This window comes from Streptomyces sp. KPB2 (assembly GCF_003950055.1).
In the GTDB taxonomy this organism is placed as follows: Bacteria; Actinomycetota; Actinomycetes; order Streptomycetales; family Streptomycetaceae; genus Streptomyces; species Streptomyces salinarius.
On sequence record NZ_CP034353.1, the window covers coordinates 1,739,155 to 1,758,180 of the forward strand.

The following is a 19,026-nucleotide window of genomic DNA, read 5'->3' on the forward strand; positions in this document are numbered from 1 at the left end:
AGACCCGCGGAGCGGATGATTCCCTGACCGGCATGACCAACATCGCCGTGACCACGTGGTCCCTGGAGCAGACGGCGCCGACCGATCTGCTGCCGGCCGCCGCCCCGGAGGGGGACGTCCGGATCGTCCGCTCCGAGGTGCCCTCCCCCGAGTTCAGCCGCTTCCTGTACGCCTCGGTCGGCGGCGACATCCGCTGGACGGACCGGCTCGGCTGGAGCTACGCCCGCTGGCGGGAGCACCTGGAGCGGCCGGGCGTGGAGACCTGGGTCGCCCTCGACCGCGGCACGCCCGCCGGATACGTGGAGCTGACACCCGGGGACGACGGCGTCGTGGAGATCGAGTACTTCGGCCTGATCCCGGCCTTCCGCGGCCGGCGCATCGGCGGCCACCTCCTCTCGTACGGCACCGCGCGCGCCTGGGACCTGGCCGAGCGCTGGCCGGGGCTGGCCACCACCAAGCGGGTCTGGCTGCACACCTGCAGCAAGGACGGCGAGTACGCAATGGACAACTACCAGCGCCGCGGCTTCCGGCTGTTCGACACGAAGGTGGAGGAGGAGGCGGACGTGGCCACTCCGGGGCCGTGGCCCGGGGCCTTCCCCGCCTGACCTGCGCCGACACGTCTGTTTTCGGCCGTGTGCCCGCGCGGCACCGCGCATGTGACCCACGACACCCTTGTCTCGTCCAGAGAGACAAGGGTGTCCACATTTTGGATTAAGCTGGACCTGGTCCAGATCGCCGTGCCAGTCTTCCGACATGCCTGGAACTGGAATTGCCTTGGTGAGTCGGCGCCACGTCGACCTCGGCCGCATGTCCAGCGCCATCTGTCCGGCCCGCTGAGAGCACCCTCCAGCACCTCCGGAACCCCCGCATTCACCCCGCTCCCGCGCAATGACGCGCACGCGTGTCTCACGTACGCCCACGTAGTGCCATGCGCCATGCGCGCAGGTCAGAGCCGCTTTCCGCCTGTCTCCAAAGGACGTGTCACCCATGGCCGCCACTCCGCCGAAGCCTGCTGCCGCGAGCCCCCGCCGCAAGGTGAGCCGTCACCGCGGCGAGGGCCAGTGGGGGGCCGGGCACTTCACCCCGCTCAACGGCACCGAGCAGTTCAAGAAGGACGACGACGGTCTCAACGTTCGGACACGTATTGAGACGATCTACTCCAAGCGCGGCTTCGACTCCATCGACCCCAACGACCTGCGCGGACGCTTCCGCTGGTGGGGCCTGTACACCCAGCGCCGCCCCGGCATCGACGGCGGCCGCACCGGTCTGCTGGAGCCGGAGGAGCTCGAGGACAAGTACTTCATGATGCGCGTCCGCATCACCGGCGGCCGGCTCACCACCGAGCAGCTGCGGACCATCGGCGAGCTCTCCGAGACCTACGCACGCGGCACCGCCGACATCACCGACCGGCAGAACATCCAGTTCCACTGGGTCCGCATCGAGGACGTGCCCAGCATCTGGGAGCGGCTGGAGGCCGTCGGTCTGTCCACCACCGAGGCCTGCGGCGACTGCCCGCGCGGCATGCTCGGCTCCCCGGTGGCCGGCGTCGCCGAGGACGAGATCATCGACGGCACGGCCGCCCTGGACGAGATCGCCCGCCGCTACCTCGGCGACCCGCGCTTCTCCAACCTGCCGCGCAAGTACAAGACGGCGGTCTCCGGGTCCCCGCTGCTGGACGTCGCCCACGAGATCAACGACATCTCCTTCGTCGGCGTGGTCCACCCCGAGCACGGCCCCGGCTTCGACCTGTGGGTCGGCGGCGGTCTGTCCACCAATCCCAAGTTCGGTGTGCGGCTGGGCGCCTGGGTGCCCGAGGCCGAGGTCCCGGACGTGTGGGAGGGCGTCACTTCGATCTTCCGCGACCACGGCTACCGGCGGCTGCGCAACCGCGCCCGCCTGAAGTTCCTGGTCGCCGACTGGGGCGCGGAGAAGTTCCGCCAGGTCCTGGAGGACGACTACCTGGGCCGCAAGCTGATCGACGGCCCGGCGCCCGAGATGCCGGCCCAGCAGTGGCGCGACCACATCGGTGTGCACCGCCAGAAGGACGGCCGCTTCTACGTCGGCTTCGCCCCGCGCGTGGGACGCATGGACGGCTCGCTGCTCACCAAGGTCGCCGAGCTGGCCGAGAACCACGGCTCGGGCCGGGTCTCCACCACCGTCGAGCAGAAGATGATCGTCCTCGACGTGCCCGGCGACCGGGTCGACTCGCTCGTGGAGTCCCTGGAGGCGCTCGACCTGCGGGTCAAGCCGTCGCCGTTCCGGCGCGGCACGATGGCCTGCACCGGCATCGAGTTCTGCAAGATCGCCATCGTCGAGACCAAGGAGCGCGGCAGCGACCTGATGGACGAGCTGGAGCGCCGGATGCCGGACTTCGACGAGCCCCTCACCATCAACATCAACGGCTGCCCGAACGCCTGTGCCCGCATCCAGACCGCGGACATCGGTCTCAAGGGCCAGCTGATGGCCGACGCCGAGGGCCGTCAGGTCGACGGCTACCAGGTGCACCTGGGCGGCGCCCTCGGCCTCGAGCCGAGCTTCGGCCGCAAGGTCCGCGGCCTGAAGGTGACCTCGGACGAGCTGCCGGACTACATCGAGCGCGTCCTCACCCGCTTCCAGGCCGAGCGGGAGGACGGCGAGCGCTTCGCCGCCTGGGCGGCCCGGGCCTCCGAGGAGGCCCTGTCGTGAGCGAGCGCGCCGCGCCCTTCTACTGCCCCTACTGCGGCGACGAGGACCTGCGTCCCGGCGAGCAGGGCCACGGCGCCTGGGAATGTGGGGCGTGCAACCGCGCATTCCAGCTGAAGTTCCTCGGGCTGCTGGCCCGGGGCCTTCGCCCCAACTCCACGGGAGGGGAACCGACATGACCGCGGTTCAGGAAGAACGTACGACCGAGGACCTCAAGGCGCTGGCCGAGCGGGCGGGCCGTGAGCTGGAGGACGCCACGGCGCTGGAGATCCTCCAGTGGGCGGCCGAGACCTTCGGCAACCGGTTCTGCGTGACCTCCTCCATGGAGGACGCGGTCGTCGCCCACCTCGCCTCCCGCGCCCTGCCCGGCGTGGACGTGGTGTTCCTGGACACCGGCTACCACTTCCCGGAGACCATCGGCACCCGCGACGCGGTCGAGGCCGTGATGGACGTGAACGTCATCACGCTCACCCCGCGCCAGACGGTCGCCGAGCAGGACGCCGAGTACGGCCCGAAGCTGCACGACCGCGACCCCGACCTGTGCTGCGCGCTGCGCAAGGTCAAGCCGCTGGAGGAGGGCCTGAAGGGCTACCAGGCCTGGGCGACCGGGCTGCGCCGCGACGAGTCGGAGACCCGGGCGAACACGCCGGTCGTCGGCTGGGACGAGAAGCGGGGCAAGGTGAAGATCTCGCCCATCGCGAAGTGGTCACAGGAAGATGTGCAAACGTACGTCACCGAGCACGGCGTCCTCACCAACCCGCTGCTGATGGACGGCTATGCCTCCGTGGGCTGCGCGCCCTGCACCCGTCGTGTGCTGGAGGGCGAGGACGCCCGCGCCGGACGCTGGGCGGGCCGCTCCAAGACCGAGTGCGGGCTGCACGGCTGACATGACGACCACCAAGGGACCGACGGCCACCGGGCCGACGACCACCGGACCATCGAGATCCAGGGAGAACCACGTGACGACCGGAGCCACCGTCTGGCTCACGGGGCTGCCCAGCGCCGGCAAGACCACCATCGCCCGCGAGCTGGCCGACCGCCTGCGTGAGGAGGGCCGGCGCGTCGAGCTGCTCGACGGCGACGAGATCCGCGAGTTCCTCTCCGCGGGCCTCGGCTTCGACCGCGCGGACCGGCACACCAACGTGCAGCGCATCGGCTTCGTCGCCGAACTGCTCGCCCGCAACGGCGTGACGGCCCTGGTCCCGGTGATCGCGCCGTACGCGGACAGCCGCGACGCGGTCCGCGAGCGTCACGAGGCGAACGGCACGGCGTACGTCGAGGTGCACGTGGCCACCCCCGTCGAGGTGTGCTCGGTGCGCGACGTGAAGGGCCTGTACGCCAAGCAGGCCGCGGGTGAGCTGACCGGCCTCACCGGGGTGGACGACCCCTACGAGGAGCCCGTCAAGCCCGACCTGCGCATCGAGTCGCAGGACCAGACCGTCCAGGAGTCCGCCGCGGCGGTCCACGCCCTGCTCACCGAAAGGGGACTGGCATGACGACGACCGCCGAAGCGGCGCGGGAGGGTACGGCCGGCCCGTACGCCCTCTCCCACCTCGACGCGCTCGAATCGGAAGCCGTGCACATCTTCCGCGAGGTGGCGGGCGAGTTCGAGCGGCCGGTGATCCTCTTCTCCGGCGGCAAGGACTCGATCCTGATGCTGCACCTGGCGCTGAAGGCGTTCGCCCCGGCGGCCGTGCCGTTCTCCCTGCTGCACGTGGACACCGGGCACAACTTCCCCGAGGTCCTGGAGTACCGGGACCGTACGGTGGACAGGCACGGGCTGCGGCTGCACGTCGCCTCCGTGCAGGACTACATCGACCGCGGGGTGCTCAAGGAGCGCCCGGACGGCACCCGCAACCCCCTCCAGACGCTGCCGCTGACCGAGAAGATCCAGGCGGAGAAGTTCGACGCCGTCTTCGGCGGCGGACGCCGCGACGAGGAGAAGGCGCGGGCCAAGGAGCGGGTGTTCTCGCTGCGCGACGAGTTCTCCCAGTGGGACCCGCGCCGCCAGCGCCCCGAGCTGTGGAACCTGTACAACGGCCGGCACGCCCCGGGCGAGCACGTCCGCGTCTTCCCGCTGTCCAACTGGACCGAGCTGGACGTGTGGCAGTACATCGCCCGCGAGGGCATCGAGCTGCCGCAGATCTACTACGCCCACGAGCGCGAGGTCTTCGCCCGTTCCGGCATGTGGCTGACGGCCGGTGAGTGGGGCGGACCGAAGGACGGCGAGACGACCGAGAAGCGGCGGGTCCGCTACCGCACCGTCGGCGACATGTCCTGCACCGGCGCCGTCGACTCCGACGCCGACACCATCGAGAAGGTCATCGCCGAGATCGCCGTCACCCGGCTCACCGAACGCGGCGCCACCCGTGCCGACGACAAGATGTCCGAGGCCGCGATGGAAGACCGCAAGCGCGAGGGGTACTTCTAGACATGACCAGCACCACTGAACCCGTCGAGCCGCTGTCGGTCTGGCAGTTGTCGGAGACGACCCTGCTGCGGTTCGCCACCGCCGGCTCGGTCGACGACGGCAAGTCCACGCTGGTCGGCCGGCTGCTGCACGACTCCAAGTCGGTCCTCACCGACCAGCTGGAGGCCGTCGAGCGGGCCTCCGCGAGCCGCGGCCAGGACGCCCCGGACCTCGCGCTGCTCACCGACGGCCTCAGGGCCGAGCGCGAGCAGGGCATCACCATCGACGTGGCCTACCGCTACTTCGCCACCCCGCGCCGCCGGTTCATCCTGGCCGACACGCCGGGTCACGTGCAGTACACGCGGAACATGGTCACCGGCGCCTCCACGGCCGAGCTGACGGTCATCCTCGTCGACGCCCGCAACGGCGTCGTCGAGCAGACCCGCCGGCACGCCGCGATCGCCGCCCTGCTGCGCGTCCCGCACGTCGTCCTCGCCGTCAACAAGATGGACCTGGTCGACTACAAGGAGTCCGTGTTCGCGGCCATCGCCGAGGAGTTCACGGCGTACGCCACCGAACTGGGCGTCCCCGAGGTCACCGCGATCCCCATCTCGGCGCTCGAGGGCGACAACGTGGTGGAGGCCTCCGCGGTCATGGACTGGTACGGCGGCCCGACGGTGCTCGAACACCTGGAGACCGTCCCGGTCAGCCACGACCTGGCGCACTGCCACGCCCGGCTGCCCGTGCAGTACGTGATCCGCCCGCGCACCGCCGAGCACCCCGACTACCGCGGCTACGCGGGCCAGATCGCCGCCGGCACCTTCCGCGTGGGCGACGAGGTCACCGTGCTGCCCTCGGGCCGCACCTCGAAGGTGTCCGGCATCGACCTGCTCGGCCGGCCCGTCGAGGCCGCCTGGACGCCGCAGTCGGTGACGCTGCTCCTCGAGGACGACATCGACATCTCCCGCGGCGACCTGATCGTGCCCAGCGAGGACGCCCCGGCCACCAGCCAGGACGTCGAGGCCACCGTCTGCCACGTGGCCGACGCGCCGCTCACCGTGGGCCACCGGGTGCTGCTCAAGCACGGCACCCGCACCGTCAAGGCGATCGTCAAGGACATCCCGGCCCGGCTCACGCTGGACGACCTGTCCCTGCACCCGCACCCCGGGCAGCTCGTCGCCAACGACATCGGCCGGGTGAAGATCCGCACGGCCGAGCCGCTGCCCGCCGACTCCTACGCCGACTCGCGGCGCACGGGCTCGTTCATCCTGATCGACCCGTCCGACGGCACCACGCTCACGGCCGGCATGGCCGGCGAGTCCTTCGCCGCGCCGGAGCCCGTGAAGGGCACGGCGGACGACGACGGGTGGGACTTCTGAGCATGGGCTCCCCCGACTTCTACTCCACGTTCGCCAAGGAGGGCGGCCGTATCGGCAGCGGCGCCCTCGGCAGCGGGCAGGGCGGAGTGGCGCGATGTGCGCGGTGACGTACGCGCACCGCTCGCGCGCCCTCACCCCCCACAGCCGAAGACCTGCCGACCTCCCGGCCACGACCTGACACCTCGGACGAACCGACAGGCGTGCGTGCCGGACCAACGAGAGGAACCCCTCCCGTGCCTGCCACCTCCGCCCTGCGCCACACGCTGGCGGTCATAGCCGCCCTTCCCCTGCTGACGCTGGCCGCCTGCGGCTACGGCTCGCAGGCGAAGGACGACGACACCGCGAAGATCGCCGCGGGCGCCGAGAAGATCGACGGTCTCGACTCCGTCCGGATCGGGTACTTCGGCAACATCACGCACGCCACGCCGCTGGTCGCCAACCAGAAGGGCTTCTTCCAGAAGGCACTGGGCGGCACCGAGGCCAAGTACGCGGTCTTCAACGCGGGTCCGTCCGAGATCGAGGCACTGAACTCCGGTTCCATCGACATCGGCTGGATCGGCCCGTCCCCGGCGATCAACGGCTACACCAAGTCCGGCGGCAAGAACCTGCGCATCGTCGGCGGTTCGGCCTCGGGCGGCGTCAAGCTGGTGGTGAACCCGGACCGGATCAAGTCCCTGAAGGACGTCAAGGGCAAGCGCATCGCCACCCCGCAGCTGGGCAACACGCAGGACGTGGCGTTCCTCAACTGGATCGCCGAGCAGGGCTGGAAGGTCGACGCGCAGAGCGGCAAGGGCGACGTGACGGTCGTCCGCAGCGACAACAAGGTGACCCCGAACGCCTACAAGTCCGGTTCCGTCGACGGCGCGTGGGTACCGGAGCCGACCGCGTCCCGGCTGGTCGCCGAGGGCGGCAAGGTACTGCTCGACGAGTCGACGCTGTGGCCGGACGAGAAGTTCGTGATCACGAACATCATCGTGTCGCAGAAGTTCCTCAAGGAGCACCCGGAGGCCGTGGAGGCGGTCCTCGGGGCATCGGTCGACACCAACGAGTGGATCACCACCCACCCGGACGAGGCGAAGGCCGCGGCGAACACCCAGTTGGAGAAGGACTCCGGCAAGGCGCTGCCCGCCGACGTGCTGGACCCGGCCTGGGAGTCGATCAGGCTCACCGACGACCCGCTGGCCGCCACCCTCGACGCCGAGGCGGAGCACGCCGTGAAGGCCGGACTGCTGGAGCAGCCCGACCTGAGCGGCATCTACGACCTCACCCTGCTGAACAAGGTCCTCAAGGCCAAGGGCAAGCCCGCGGTCGACGACGCCGGGCTCGGCGTCGAGTAAAGCCCGGATCCGACCACCCAGGAGGTGACGACCATGGCCACGACCACGACCCTCGCCAAGGCCGCCCACGGCACCGAGCCGGCCGCGTACGCCGCCCGGATCGAGCACGTCTCGAAGTCCTTCGCGGGCCCCGCCGGGCAGCAGCTCGTCCTGGACGACATCACCCTCGATGTCGCGCCCGGCGAGTTCGTCACCCTCCTGGGCGCCTCCGGCTGCGGCAAGTCCACGCTGCTGAACCTGGTGGCCGGCCTGGACCGGCCCAGCGCGGGCTCCATCACCACGGACGGGCGGCCGGCCCTGATGTTCCAGGAGCACGCCCTGTTCCCGTGGCTGACCGCGGGCAAGAACATCGAACTCGCCCTCAGGCTGCGGGGCGTGCCCAAGTCCGAGCGCCGCGACAAGGCGGAGGAGCTGCTCGAACTCGTCCGCCTCAAGGGCGCGTACGGCAAGCGGGTGCACGAACTGTCGGGCGGTATGCGCCAGCGGGTCGCGATGGCCCGGGCGCTCGCGCAGGAGAGCAAGCTGCTGCTGATGGACGAGCCGTTCGCGGCCCTCGACGCCATCACACGGGACGTGCTGCACGACGAGCTGACCCGCATCTGGCGCGAGACGCGGCTGTCCGTGCTGTTCGTGACGCACAACGTGCGCGAGGCCGTGCGGCTGGCCGAGCGGGTCGTCCTGCTGTCCTCGCGGCCCGGCCGGGTGGCGCGCGAGTGGACGGTCGGCATCGAGCACCCGCGCCGTATCGAGGACACCGCCGTGGCGGAGCTGTCCGTCGAGATCACCGAAGAACTGCGTGGGGAGATCCGCCGCCATGGCCAGCACTGACACGACGCGTCCCGCGAAGGAGAGCGGCGATCTCGCCGGTCTGGAGGCGGGCCTGGACGCCCTGGAGTCGGTGCAGCAGGGCCGCAAGCCCTTCCGGCAGACCTTCGTGGAGAAGATCCTGCCCCCGGCCGTCGCCGTGCTCCTGGTACTGGCGGTCTGGCAGGGCCTGGTCTCCTTCGGGATCGTCGACGACCCGACCAAGCTGCCGGCCCCCTCCGACGTGTGGGACGTGGTCCACCGGGCCTGGCTCCAGGGCGAGCTGCTCGGCTACATCTGGACCAGCGTCTCGCGCGGCCTGCTCGGCTTCTGCTTCGCGCTGCTCATCGGCACCCCGCTGGGACTGCTGGTGGCGCGGGTGAAGTTCGTGCGCGCCGCGATCGGCCCGATCCTGTCCGGCCTCCAGTCGCTGCCGTCGGTGGCCTGGGTGCCGCCGGCCGTGATCTGGCTGGGCCTGAACAACTCGATGATGTACGCCGTCATCCTGCTCGGCGCGGTGCCCTCCATCGCCAACGGCCTGGTGTCCGGCGTCGACCAGGTCTCCCCGATCTTCCTGCGGGCGGGCCGCACCCTGGGTGCGACGGGGCTGAAGGGCACCTGGCACATCGTGCTGCCGGCCGCGCTTCCCGGCTATGTGGCGGGGCTCAAGCAGGGCTGGGCGTTCTCCTGGCGCTCGCTGATGGCCGCCGAGATCATCGCCTCGTTCCCGGATCTGGGCGTGGGCCTCGGGCAGTTGCTGGAGAACGGCCGCAACGCCAGCGACATGGCCATGGTCTTCGAGGCCATCCTGCTGATCCTGATCGTCGGAATCGCCATCGACCTGCTGATCTTCAGCCCGCTGGAGCGCTGGGTGCTGCGCAGCCGCGGTCTGCTGGTGAAGGGCTGAGGTACACCATGTCCGCGCCGGTGCTTCTCGTCGTCGCCCACGGCAGCCGCGACCCGCGGCACGCCGCGACCGTGCACGCCCTGGTCCGCCGGGTGCGGGCACTGCGTCCCAACGTGCGGGTGGAGACCGGCTTCCTGGACTTCAACGTCCCCTCCGTGCAGGGGGTGCTGGAGTCCCTGGAGACCGAGGGCGTGCGGGACGTGGTGGCCCTCCCGCTGCTGCTGACCCGCGCCTTCCACGCCAAGGCGGACATCCCCGCGGTCCTCGCGGCGGCGCCGCCGCGCCTGAGGATCCGGCAGGCCGAGGTGCTCGGCCCCTCGCCGCTGCTGCTGTCGGCGCTGGAACGGCGGCTGTACGAGGCGGGCCTGACGCCCGCCGACAAGTCCTCGACCGGGGTCGTGCTGGCCGCGGCGGGGTCCTCCGACCCGGAGGCGATCGCAGTGATCGCTGAAATCGCGCGGGAGTGGCGGCACACCGGTTGGTGCGCCGTGCGGCCTGCGTTCGCCTCCGCATCCCTTCCGCGCACCGAGGACGCGGTACGGCGGTTGCGCGCGCTGGGCTGTGCCCGCGTCGCCGTCGCCCCGTACGTCCTGGCGCCCGGTTTCCTGCCGGACCGTATCGCCCGGGGCGCGGCCGGGGCGGACGTGCTGGCGGACGTCCTGGGTCCCGCACCGGAGGTGGCGCGGGTCGTGCTGGAACGCTACGACGCGGCACGGGTGCCGGTGGCGCTGGCGGTCGGGGCCTGAGGCCCGGGGCCCGTCAGGCGCCGGTCAGCTCCACGAGTTTGGTGACCGTGTTCCAGTTGCGGCTGGTGGCGATCAGCCCCTTGTTGACGCGGGGTCTGCCCAGGGCCTCGGCGAGCTTGGAGCGGCCGAGCCCGTCCGGTGCGTAGAGGTACAGGGCGCGGTCGCCGAGGCGGAACTCCTCCGGGTGGAAGGCCGGTGCGTCGATCGCCGCGAAGCGGTCCGCGTCGACCGGCGCGGAGAAGTAGGTGACGTGCAGCTGCTTGGCCTCCAGCTCGGCGGCCGGGAACGGGCACGCCTCGACGACCCCCTTCAGGTAGGCGTGGTCGCGCACGATCACGTCGACCGGGAAGCCGAACCGCTTCTCGATCGCCTCCGCCACCTCCGCGGCCAGGGACTCCTCGTCACCGTGGTCGGAGGCGAAGACGGCCTGCCCGCTCTGCAGATGGGTGCGGACGGCGTCGTGACCGAGGGAGGTGAGCAGCGCGCGCAGGTCGGCCATCGGGACCTTGCGGCTGCCGCCCACGTTGACCCCGCGCAGCAGCGCCGCGTACATCGTCGTCATCCGCACACCATAGAACGGCCGTCGTGCCCCGTGGGGGCGGGCACGACGGCCGGGTCCGCGCGCCGGGCGCACGTGCGCGTCACTCTCGCCGATGCGGTGCGCGGGGTTCAACCACTACACACGCCTGTGACTTAATCAACAACTCTTCCAAAAGGCTCCGGCGCGCCACCGAACCCTGATCACCGCCCCTGGAAGCCCCCGGTAGATGTAAGGGGCCGGGATCCTCCTCAGCGGTGAGTGCGGCGGTACGGAGGGATGAGGGCGACGCCGTCGCACGTCACCGGAGAGCACGACGCGACGGCCTTATGCGGCCCATACCTTCGAATCGCAAGGTGGCGGCAGGGGGCCGGCACCGCTCAGGAGGGGGCAGGCCGGTCATGCGGAACCAGGAGACACGGGTGCGGGGCATAGCGGCCCGGGCGGGCGGCTGGAGCGCCCGGCACCGATGGGCCGCCGTCGGGATCTGGGTGCTGTTCGTCGTCCTGGCGATGGGCCTCGGTTCGGCGGCCGGCCGGGTCGACGTCAAGGACAGCGACCAGATGGGCGGCGAGACGCACACCGCCGCCAGGATCGTCGAGGAGGCGGGGATCGACGAGCCGGCCAGTGAGTCGGTCCTGGTCCAGGCGAAGTCGGACGGGCTGAAGGCCACGGACGCCGAGTTCCGGGCCGCCGTCGGCGCGGTCGTCACGGCGGTGGAGAAGACCGGGAAGGTCACGGGCGTCACCTCTCCGTACGACGCGAAGACCATCTCGAAGGACGGCCGCAGCGCGCTGGTCCAGTTCGACATGCGCGGCGAGGCGGACACCGCGGGCGACCGGGTCGAGCCGGTGCTGAAGGCGGTCGAGGGCGTGCAGAAGGAGCACGCGTCGCTGCGGATCGAGGAGATCGGCGGCGCCAGCATGATGAAGACGTTCGACGACGCGTTCGGCGACGACTTCAAGAAGGCCGAGTACTCGGCGGTGCCGGTGGCCCTCGGCATCCTGCTCGTCGCGTTCGGCGCGCTGGTGGCGGCGCTGGTCCCGGTGGCGCTGGCGATCACCGCGATCATCGCGACGATGGGCCTGATGGGCCTGGTCAGCCACTTCCAGCCGATGAGCGAGACCGCCAACTCCGTGATGCTGCTGGTCGGTCTGGCCGTCGGTGTCGACTACTGCCTGTTCTATCTGCGCCGCGAGCGCGAGGAGCGGGCCGCGGGACGGGACGCGCAGACGGCGCTCAGGATCGCCGCCGCCACCAGCGGCCGGGCGATCGTCGTCTCCGGCGTCACGGTGTGCGTGGCGATGGCGGGCATGCTGTTCACCGGCATCGCCGAGTTCGAGGCGATGGGCCTGGCCTCGCTGATGGTGGTCGCGGTCGCCATGGTCGGCTCGGTGACGGTGCTGCCGGCGCTGCTGTCCCTGCTGGGCGAGCGGGTGGAGAAGGGCCGCGTGCCGTTCCTGCGCCGGCGCCGGCCGAGCGGCTCGACGGGTGAGGGCAGCCGGTTCTGGACGGCCGTGCTGAAGCGCGTACTGGCCAGGCCGCTGCTCGCCGCCGTGGTCGCCGTCGGCGCGCTACTGGCCGTCGCCGCGCCCGCTCTGGGCATGAAGACGCAGAACCTCACGCTGGACCAGGAGTTCGGCGACTCGCTGCCCATCGTGCAGACGTACAACCGGGTCAACGAGGCCTTCCCCGGCGGTTCGGACCCGGCCGAGGTGGTCGTGAAGGCCGACGACATCAACGCGCCCGAGGTGCGGGCCGCGCTCGCCGACTTCCGGGAGCGGGCGATCAGTTCGGGCGCCTCGCGCGGTCCCGTGGAGATCACGACGCACGACGAGCAGAACGTCGCGCTGGTGTACGTCCCGCTGGTCGGCGGCTCCGACCAGGACAAGGCGGGCGAGAGCCTGGACAAGCTGCGCGACGACGTGCGGCCCGCGACGCTGGGCAGGGTCGACGGCGTCGAGGCCCCGATCACCGGTCAGGTGGCCGGCAACAAGGACTTCAACGACCAGCTCGTCGGGTCGGTCCTGCCGGTCTTCGCGTTCGTCGTGGTCTTCGCCTTCCTGCTGATGCTGCTGTCCTTCCGCTCGCTGACGGTCGCGATCACCTCGATCGTGCTCAACCTGCTGTCGGTGGGCGCCGCGTACGGCATCCTGGTCGCCGTCTTCCAGCACGGCTGGGGTGCCTCGCTGGTCGGCGCGGAGGGCGTGGGCGCCATCATCACGTGGCTGCCGCTGTTCCTCTTCGTGATCCTGTTCGGTCTGTCGATGGACTACCACGTGTTCGTGGTCTCCCGGATCCGCGAGGCCCGGCTGCGCGGGCGGAGCACCCGGGACGCGATCCAGCACGGCGTGGTCACCACGGCGGGGGTCGTCACCAGCGCAGCCGTCATCATGGTCGCCGTGTTCGCCATCTTCGGGACGCTGTCCATGCAGTCGATGAAGCAGATGGGCGTGGGCCTGGCGGCGGCGGTGCTGATCGACGCCACGATCATCCGGGGCGTCCTGCTGCCGGCCGTGATGTCCCTGCTCGGGGAGCGCAACTGGTACCTGCCGAAGTGGCTGCACCGGCTGCCGGACCTGACCCACGACGAGTCGCCCGAGGCGATCGCGCCGACGGTGCGGGACGGCGAGCGCGGGGAGCGGGGCGAGCCGGTCGGCGTCTGACCGGTTCCGGCCGCCACGTCAACGGCCGCAGGGCCCGCCGGTTCCGGGGGAACCGACGGGCCCTGCGCCGTGTTGTGCCGGATCAGCCGCGCGCCGCGGCCAGTTCGGCCTCGATGAGGTCGGCGGCCCGCCGGGTGCCGCCCTCCTGGGCCATCCGGGTCCGGATCTCCTCGAGGCGCCCCGCCACCTCCGGGTCGTCGACCAGGGCGAGGGCGGCGGTGCGCAGCGCCTCGGCGGTGGCCTCCTCGGTCGGGAGCGTGCGGGCGACACCGAGGCCCTGGAGCATGTCGGCGTTGCCGAACTGGTCCGCGGCCTGCGGTACGGCGATCATCGGCGTGGCGGTCGCCAGTCCTTCCTGGCTGCCGCCGGCACCCGCGTGGGTGACGAACAGGTCGGCCTCCTGGAGGATCGCCAACTGCGGCACCCACGTGCGCACTTCCACGCTGTCGGGTACGTCGCCCAGCTCGGCGGTGTCGATGTGCCGGCCGACCTGGAGCACGGTGTGCCAGCCGGGCAGGTCGCCGAAGGCCTTGACGCACTCCCGGTAGAACGCCGGCTGCTTGGTGAAGGCGGACCCGAGGGAGACGAGGACGACCTTCTCCGCGCCCTCGGGACGGGACCAGTCGCCCTCGGCGGTGCGGTCCCCCTGGCAGGCGCCGACGAAGGTGTACGCCTTCTCGTCGACCCGGTCGGCGTTGGGCTGGAGCGCCTTGGGGATCAGCACCAGGGAGCGGTCGGGGCGGCCGACGAACGGGTCGGGGTGGTCGGTGATCCCGTTCTCCTCCAGCCAGGCGTGGAAGCGGGCGTAGTACGCCTGCCCGCGCTCGGTCTTCAGCGGCTCCTCCCACATCGGCTCGCCCACCTCCTGTTCGTACCCCTCCCAGGCCACCATGCAGGGCGACAGGGAGATCACCGGCACGTTCCAGCGGCGGCCGAGGACGCGGGCGGTGTAGGAGCCGATGTCGTGCAGGATCAGGTCGGGCTCGTCGCCCTCGTACGCCTCGGCGAGCTGCGGGAGTGCCTGAATGGCGTCGTCGAGGAAGGGCTCGACGTTGTCCAGCAGGGTGCTCCCCCACGCCTCCGGGTCGGCGTCGGGGCCGGGCAGCGTGCTGTTCCAGAGCTTGGGTTCCGCGCCCGTCGCGGCGACCTTGTCCGCGAGGAGCGGCGGGATCGCGTACGTCACCCGGTGCCCTCGCGCGACGAGCTCGCGGATCACCTCCAGGCTGGGGTTCACGTGGCCGTGCGCGGCGATGGAGAACATGGCGATGTGGGCGGGTCGACTGGTCATGCGACGACCGTATGCGAGACGAGACGTCTCGTGCAACTCTTTTCGGTTCATCTCCTGGGGCTCCTTCCGGTTCATCTCCTGGGGCTCCTTTCGGTTCACGCCGTCAGCTCCTCGTGCAGCCGGAGCCAGCCGCCGGGCGCGACCTCGCCGACGAGCAGGGCGGGGTCGAGCCGGGCGGCACGGAACGCCGCGTCCACCCGGCGCCTCGGATGGGCGCGGCGCAGGGACGCGTGCAGCGAGCCGCCGACGCCCGAGAAGCCGAGTTCGACCAGGTCCGCCCAGCTGCGAAGAGCGGCGGGGCCGGTGAGCAGCGGAGCCGGGCGGCGCTCGATGCGGAGGATGCCGGCGTCGACGCGCGGCGCCGGGCGGAAGCGGAGCCGGTCCACCCGGCCCACCAGCCGCCATGCGTGGTGCGGCCAGGTCAGGACCGTGAGCAGGGTCCAGCGGCCGTAGTCGCCGGTGCGTTTGCGGGCGTACTCGAGCTGGGTGATGAGGGTGGCGTCGGTGAGGGCGGGTGCGCGCAGGCACCAGTCGACGATGTCGGCCGTGCGCGAGAAGGGCACGTTCCCGGCGACCGAGAACGGCGTGCGCGGGGGCCGCGCGGCGAGGAAGTCACCGGGGACGACGCGGACGTGCGGGCTGCGCGCGAAACGGGCGCGGAGTCCGGGGACGAGCCGGGGGTCGATCTCGTAGGCGTGCAGTTCGCGGCTGCGGCGGGCGAGCGGCCCGGTGAGGGCCCCCTTGCCCGCGCCCACTTCGAGCACGAGCGGAGGGGAGGCGCGGTCGGGGGCGGCGAGCCGGGCCACGTGGTGTGCGGTGGCGCGGTCGGCGAGGAAGTTCTGCGAGAGCGTGCGGGCACGCTGGGTGGGGCGGGCCATGGCCTGCGGTCCTTGTCTTCCGTGACAGGAGGGGAAAAGGGCAGCCGAAGGCCCTGACCGGAAGACGAAGGCAAAAGGGAATGCGGAGGCTCAGCCCCGCCGCGCGCATCCTGGACGCGTCGAACGCGTCCGTTGCGTCAGCGGCGGGGGGACCCCGGGCCGGTCAGGGCTCCGGGGCCACGACGCATCCTGATGGCGTACGTGCAGCCCCGGCCGAGACCGGAGTCGAAGATCGCGTTGAAAGCTGCCACGGACGCGACGTTAGGCGGGCGGGCACCCGGCGGGCAACCGGTTTTCGCGCGGCCGGACGCAGGGTGGGCAGCGGTCAGCGCTGGTAGCGGGCGAGTACGAGGTTTCCGTCCTCCTCCAGTCTGTGGCGCAGTTCGGCCATGTCGATCGCCCCGCTGTAGTACTCCTGGAGCGCCGGTGTCGCCACCTTGTCCTTCCACTCGGCGTAGCCCCGCACGGACTGCGCGGGCGCCGGGCGCAGGTGGGCGGCGAGGGCGGTGCCGGTGGCCCAGCCGCGTTCGGAGGTGTGCAGGGCGGGGTCCTTCAGGGCCTGCTCGCCGGTGGGGAGCATCCAGTCGCCGAGGGCGAGGCGCACCATGTTGTCCGGCTGGAGCAGAAAGTCGACGAAGGCCGCCGCCTCCTTCTTGTGCGGGCTGTCCTCGGCGATCGACAGGGTCTGCGGGCTGACGCCCTGGACGAGCCCGTCGGCGCCGGCCGGGGCGGGCAGCACCTGCCAGTCGAAGCCCTCGGGTGCCTGCTGCTCGATCTGCTGACGGTAGGAGAAGCCCAGCGGCACCATGGCGTACTTGCCCGCGAAGAAGCCGGGCAGCGTGTCGGAGCCGCCGCTGCCCAGGGTGGTGGGCGAGGCACTGTGGTCGGTCTCGACCTGGTCGTGGACGGTGCGGGGCACCACCTCGTCGCCCGTCTCGAAGCGGACCGTCACCTTGCCGTCGGCACCCCGGTGGAACAACTTGCCGCCGGCGGACAGGGAGAGGTTGAGGGTGGCGGAGACGGGCTCCTTCAGCGGCCAGGCCACTCCGTATGTGCCGTCGCCGCTCAGCTCCTTCGTCACCTGCCGGAACTCGGCCCAGCTCCAGGGGTGTTCCGGTGTCGGTATCCGCACGCCCGACTTCTCCAGCAGGGTGGCGTTGGCGATCAGCACCCGCGGTTCCTGGAGGAACGGCACGCCGTAGACGCCGTCGCCGAAGGTGACCGTCTCCCAGCTGTGCCGCGGGATGTCCGACTTCAGCCGCGCGGGGAGCAGTTCCGTGAGGTCGGCGAGGTAGCCGCCGTAGGCGAAGTCGGCGAGGTCGTCGGAGGCGTCGTGGATGATGTCGGGCGCCTCGCCGCCCTCGAAGGAGGTGAGGAGCTGGTCGTGGACGCTGTCCCAGCTGCCCTGGACGTACTCGACGCGCACGTCCGGGTGGGCGGCGTTCCACTCCCGCACCAGTTCCCTGTTGGCGCGGACCGACTCGTCCTGCCAGGCCAGGGACTGGAAGCGCAGGGTGATCCGGCCGTCGTCGCCGTCGCCGCCCCCTCCCGCGCAGCCGGAGACGAGCAGGACGAGGGCGAGGAGCAGGGTGGTGGTCCTGGCGCGCATCAGCTCTTCACCGCCCCGGCGAGCATGCCGCCCGTGATCCGCCGCTGGATGAGGGCGAAGACCACCAGCGAGGGCAGCGTGGCGAGGAAGGCCGCCGCGGCGAGCGGTCCGAGGTCGGCGACGCCCTCGGCGCCGATGAAGTGGGTGAGGATCACGGGCAGCGTCTGTTTCTCCGGGGTTTTGAGCAGGACCAGCGCGAAGAAGAACTCGTTCCACGCGGTGATGAACGCGAACAGGGCCGTCGCCACGATCCCGGGCGCGAGCAGCGGCGCGGTCACCGAGACCAGGGTCCGCAGCCGCCCGGCGCCGTCGACCGCGGCCGCCTCCTCCAGCTCGCGCGGCACGGCGCGGACGTATCCGGCGAGCATCCACAGCGCGAACGGCAGCGACCACACGACGTACACCATCACCAGCCCGGCCACCGAGTTGATCAGCCCGAGGTTCTTGAGGACCAGGAACAGCGGGATGACCAGCAGGACGAAGGGGAAGGCCTGGCTGACCACGACCCACCCGGTGGCCGCCTTGGTGAGCCGGCCGCGACGGCGGGCCATGACGTACGCCATCGGGGTCGCGATCAGCACCGCGATCACGGCGGCGCCGAGGGCGGCGACCAGGGAGTTGAGCCCGGCGCGCAGCAGTGGCTGCTCGTCGAAGGCCTGCCGGAAGTTGTCGAGGGTGGGGTGCTCCGGGATCCAGGTGGGATGCAGACTGGCCAGCTCGCGCGGTGGTTTGAAGGCGATGGAGATCAGCCAGAGGAACGGGAGGGCCAGGAAGACCAGATACGCGAGCAGCGCGGCGTACTGGCCCGCACGGGCCCCGGTCGAGGTCTTCACGCCTCGTCACCTCCCTTGTCCGAGCCGCGGAGCCGGCCGACGAGGAAGACGGCCAGCAGCAGCGAGACGACCGCGACCATGACGCAGCCCATCGCCGCCGCGTAGCCGAACTGGCCGTAACGGAAGGCCTCCTCGTAGGCGAAGAGCATGGGCAGCCGGGTGCGTCCGCCCGGTCCGCCGTTGGTGAGCACGTAGACCAGGGCGAAGGAGTTGAAGTTCCAGATGAGGTTGAGCGCGGTGATTGCGAGGGCGACCGGCCTGAGGGCGGGCCAGGTGACCGTGCGGAAGCGGCGCCAGGCGCCCGCGCCGTCCACCGCGGCCGCCTCGTGCAGCTCGCGCGGGGTGTTCTGGAGCCCGGCGAGCAGGGCGACGGTGGTCTGCGGCATCCCGGCCCAGACGCCGACGACGATGACGGCGGGCAGGGCGGTGCCGAGGCCGCTGAGCCAGTCGTGGCCGTTGCCGAGGCCGAGGTCGCGCAGGGTCTCGTTGAGGATGCCGGCGTCCGTGTTGTAGACCAGCCGCCACATGATGCCGACGACGACCTCGGGCATCGCCCAGGGGACGATCGCGAGGGCGCGGGCCGCCCAGCGCAGCTTGAGGTTCTGGTTGAGCAGCAGGGCGAGGCCGAGTGCGAGCAGGAACTGCGGGACCGTCACCCCGACGGCCCACACCAGGCCGATGCGGAACGACTCCCAGAACAGCGTGTCGTGCAGCAGGTCCTGGAAGTTCAGGGCGCCGATCCACTCGGTGGGCTCCGTGCGGCCCGACTGGGCGTCGGTGAACGCCAGCAGGATGCCGTAGACCAGCGGACCCACGCTGAGGACCAGGATCGGGATCAGCGCGGGCAGCACCAGGAACCAGGCGCCGTGGTCCGGTCCGCCCCGTGGGGCGTCCGGTCCGGGCGCACGGCGCGCCGGTCTCCTCGACTCGGTCACCAATGTCACGCAAT

Annotated in this window: 19 protein-coding genes; 13 read left to right on the forward strand and 6 right to left on the reverse strand. The window is 71.3% G+C overall.

The genetic code is table 11. The features are described 5' to 3' along the window. Nucleotides 1-32: 32 nt before the first annotated feature. The 12 genes from D1J63_RS07525 to D1J63_RS07580 all read left to right on the forward strand — a co-directional run bounded on the left by D1J63_RS07525 (nt 33) and on the right by D1J63_RS07580 (nt 10,265). A complete protein-coding gene (locus tag D1J63_RS07525) occupies nt 33-605 on the forward strand; it encodes a GNAT family N-acetyltransferase (protein WP_125628278.1) in 573 nt (190 codons plus the stop codon). A gap of 148 nt (nt 606-753) precedes the next feature. Continuing rightward, a complete protein-coding gene (locus D1J63_RS37645; protein ID WP_310887545.1) occupies nt 754-837 on the forward strand; it encodes a putative leader peptide in 84 nt (27 codons plus the stop codon). Between the two features lie 150 nt (nt 838-987). Then, nucleotides 988-2,685, forward strand: a complete 1,698-nt coding sequence (locus tag D1J63_RS07530) for a nitrite/sulfite reductase (RefSeq protein WP_102931762.1) — start codon at nt 988-990, stop codon at nt 2,683-2,685. After that, complete coding sequence (locus tag D1J63_RS07535) at nt 2,682-2,861, forward strand: hypothetical protein (RefSeq protein WP_102931761.1); 180 nt, start codon at nt 2,682-2,684, stop codon at nt 2,859-2,861. Before D1J63_RS07530 ends, D1J63_RS07535 begins: the two co-directional genes overlap by 4 nt. Beyond that, nucleotides 2,858-3,568 (forward strand): phosphoadenylyl-sulfate reductase, encoded by a 711-nt coding sequence (locus D1J63_RS07540; RefSeq protein ID WP_125628279.1) that lies wholly within the window; start codon nt 2,858-2,860, stop codon nt 3,566-3,568. The genes D1J63_RS07535 and D1J63_RS07540 overlap by 4 nt, the downstream gene beginning before the upstream one ends. 1 nt (nt 3,569) lies before the next feature. After that, a complete protein-coding gene (gene cysC, locus D1J63_RS07545; protein ID WP_164412275.1) occupies nt 3,570-4,178 on the forward strand; it encodes an adenylyl-sulfate kinase in 609 nt (202 codons plus the stop codon). After that, on the forward strand, nt 4,175-5,113 hold the full coding sequence (gene cysD / locus D1J63_RS07550; RefSeq protein WP_125628280.1) for a sulfate adenylyltransferase subunit CysD: 939 nt from the start codon (nt 4,175-4,177) through the stop codon (nt 5,111-5,113). The genes cysC and cysD overlap by 4 nt, the downstream gene beginning before the upstream one ends. 2 nt (nt 5,114-5,115) lie before the next feature. Beyond that, a complete protein-coding gene (locus D1J63_RS07555) occupies nt 5,116-6,471 on the forward strand; it encodes a GTP-binding protein (protein ID WP_125628281.1) in 1,356 nt (451 codons plus the stop codon). A 233-nt stretch (nt 6,472-6,704) separates the two neighbouring features. Then, nucleotides 6,705-7,808 carry an aliphatic sulfonate ABC transporter substrate-binding protein gene (locus D1J63_RS07565; protein WP_125628282.1) on the forward strand — a complete coding sequence of 368 codons (1,104 nt, stop codon included), beginning with the start codon at nt 6,705-6,707 and terminating at the stop codon, nt 7,806-7,808. 33 nt (nt 7,809-7,841) lie between these two features. Further along, nucleotides 7,842-8,636 (forward strand): ABC transporter ATP-binding protein, encoded by a 795-nt coding sequence (locus D1J63_RS07570; protein ID WP_102931755.1) that lies wholly within the window; start codon nt 7,842-7,844, stop codon nt 8,634-8,636. Beyond that, complete coding sequence (locus D1J63_RS07575; RefSeq protein ID WP_125628283.1) at nt 8,623-9,519, forward strand: ABC transporter permease; 897 nt, start codon at nt 8,623-8,625, stop codon at nt 9,517-9,519. Before D1J63_RS07570 ends, D1J63_RS07575 begins: the two co-directional genes overlap by 14 nt. A gap of 8 nt (nt 9,520-9,527) precedes the next feature. Then, nucleotides 9,528-10,265 carry a sirohydrochlorin chelatase gene (locus D1J63_RS07580; protein WP_125628284.1) on the forward strand — a complete coding sequence of 246 codons (738 nt, stop codon included), beginning with the start codon at nt 9,528-9,530 and terminating at the stop codon, nt 10,263-10,265. Between the two features lie 13 nt (nt 10,266-10,278). Here the strand turns inward: D1J63_RS07580 and D1J63_RS07585 are convergent, their stop codons facing one another. Then, on the reverse strand, nt 10,279-10,827 hold the full coding sequence (locus D1J63_RS07585; protein WP_125628285.1) for a DUF1697 domain-containing protein: 549 nt from the start codon (nt 10,825-10,827) through the stop codon (nt 10,279-10,281). Between the two features lie 377 nt (nt 10,828-11,204). On the opposite strand from D1J63_RS07585, the gene D1J63_RS07590 reads away from it, so the two are divergent. Beyond that, a complete protein-coding gene (locus D1J63_RS07590; RefSeq protein WP_125628286.1) occupies nt 11,205-13,469 on the forward strand; it encodes an MMPL family transporter in 2,265 nt (754 codons plus the stop codon). A gap of 82 nt (nt 13,470-13,551) precedes the next feature. On the opposite strand, the gene D1J63_RS07595 is transcribed toward D1J63_RS07590, so the two are convergent. The 5 genes from D1J63_RS07595 to D1J63_RS07615 all read right to left on the reverse strand — a co-directional run bounded on the left by D1J63_RS07595 (nt 13,552) and on the right by D1J63_RS07615 (nt 19,021). Continuing rightward, entirely contained in the window at nt 13,552-14,808 is a 1,257-nt protein-coding gene (locus tag D1J63_RS07595) for a glycosyltransferase (protein ID WP_125635301.1), read from the reverse strand. Nucleotides 14,809-14,852: 44 nt separating this feature from the next. Then, nucleotides 14,853-15,635, reverse strand: coding sequence for a 23S rRNA (adenine(2058)-N(6))-methyltransferase Erm(O) (erm(O), locus tag D1J63_RS07600; protein ID WP_125628287.1), 783 nt, complete (start codon nt 15,633-15,635; stop codon nt 14,853-14,855). Between the two features lie 325 nt (nt 15,636-15,960). Continuing rightward, the gene (locus tag D1J63_RS07605) at nt 15,961-17,244 is read right to left on the reverse strand and encodes a sugar ABC transporter substrate-binding protein (RefSeq protein ID WP_125628288.1); all 1,284 of its coding nucleotides are present in this window, start codon (nt 17,242-17,244) and stop codon (nt 15,961-15,963) included. Continuing rightward, complete coding sequence (locus D1J63_RS07610) at nt 17,244-18,077, reverse strand: carbohydrate ABC transporter permease (protein WP_125628289.1); 834 nt, start codon at nt 18,075-18,077, stop codon at nt 17,244-17,246. Before D1J63_RS07610 ends, D1J63_RS07605 begins: the two co-directional genes overlap by 1 nt. Continuing rightward, nucleotides 18,074-19,021, reverse strand: coding sequence for a sugar ABC transporter permease (locus D1J63_RS07615; protein WP_125628290.1), 948 nt, complete (start codon nt 19,019-19,021; stop codon nt 18,074-18,076). Before D1J63_RS07615 ends, D1J63_RS07610 begins: the two co-directional genes overlap by 4 nt. Between the last annotated feature and the right edge of the window lie 5 nt (nt 19,022-19,026).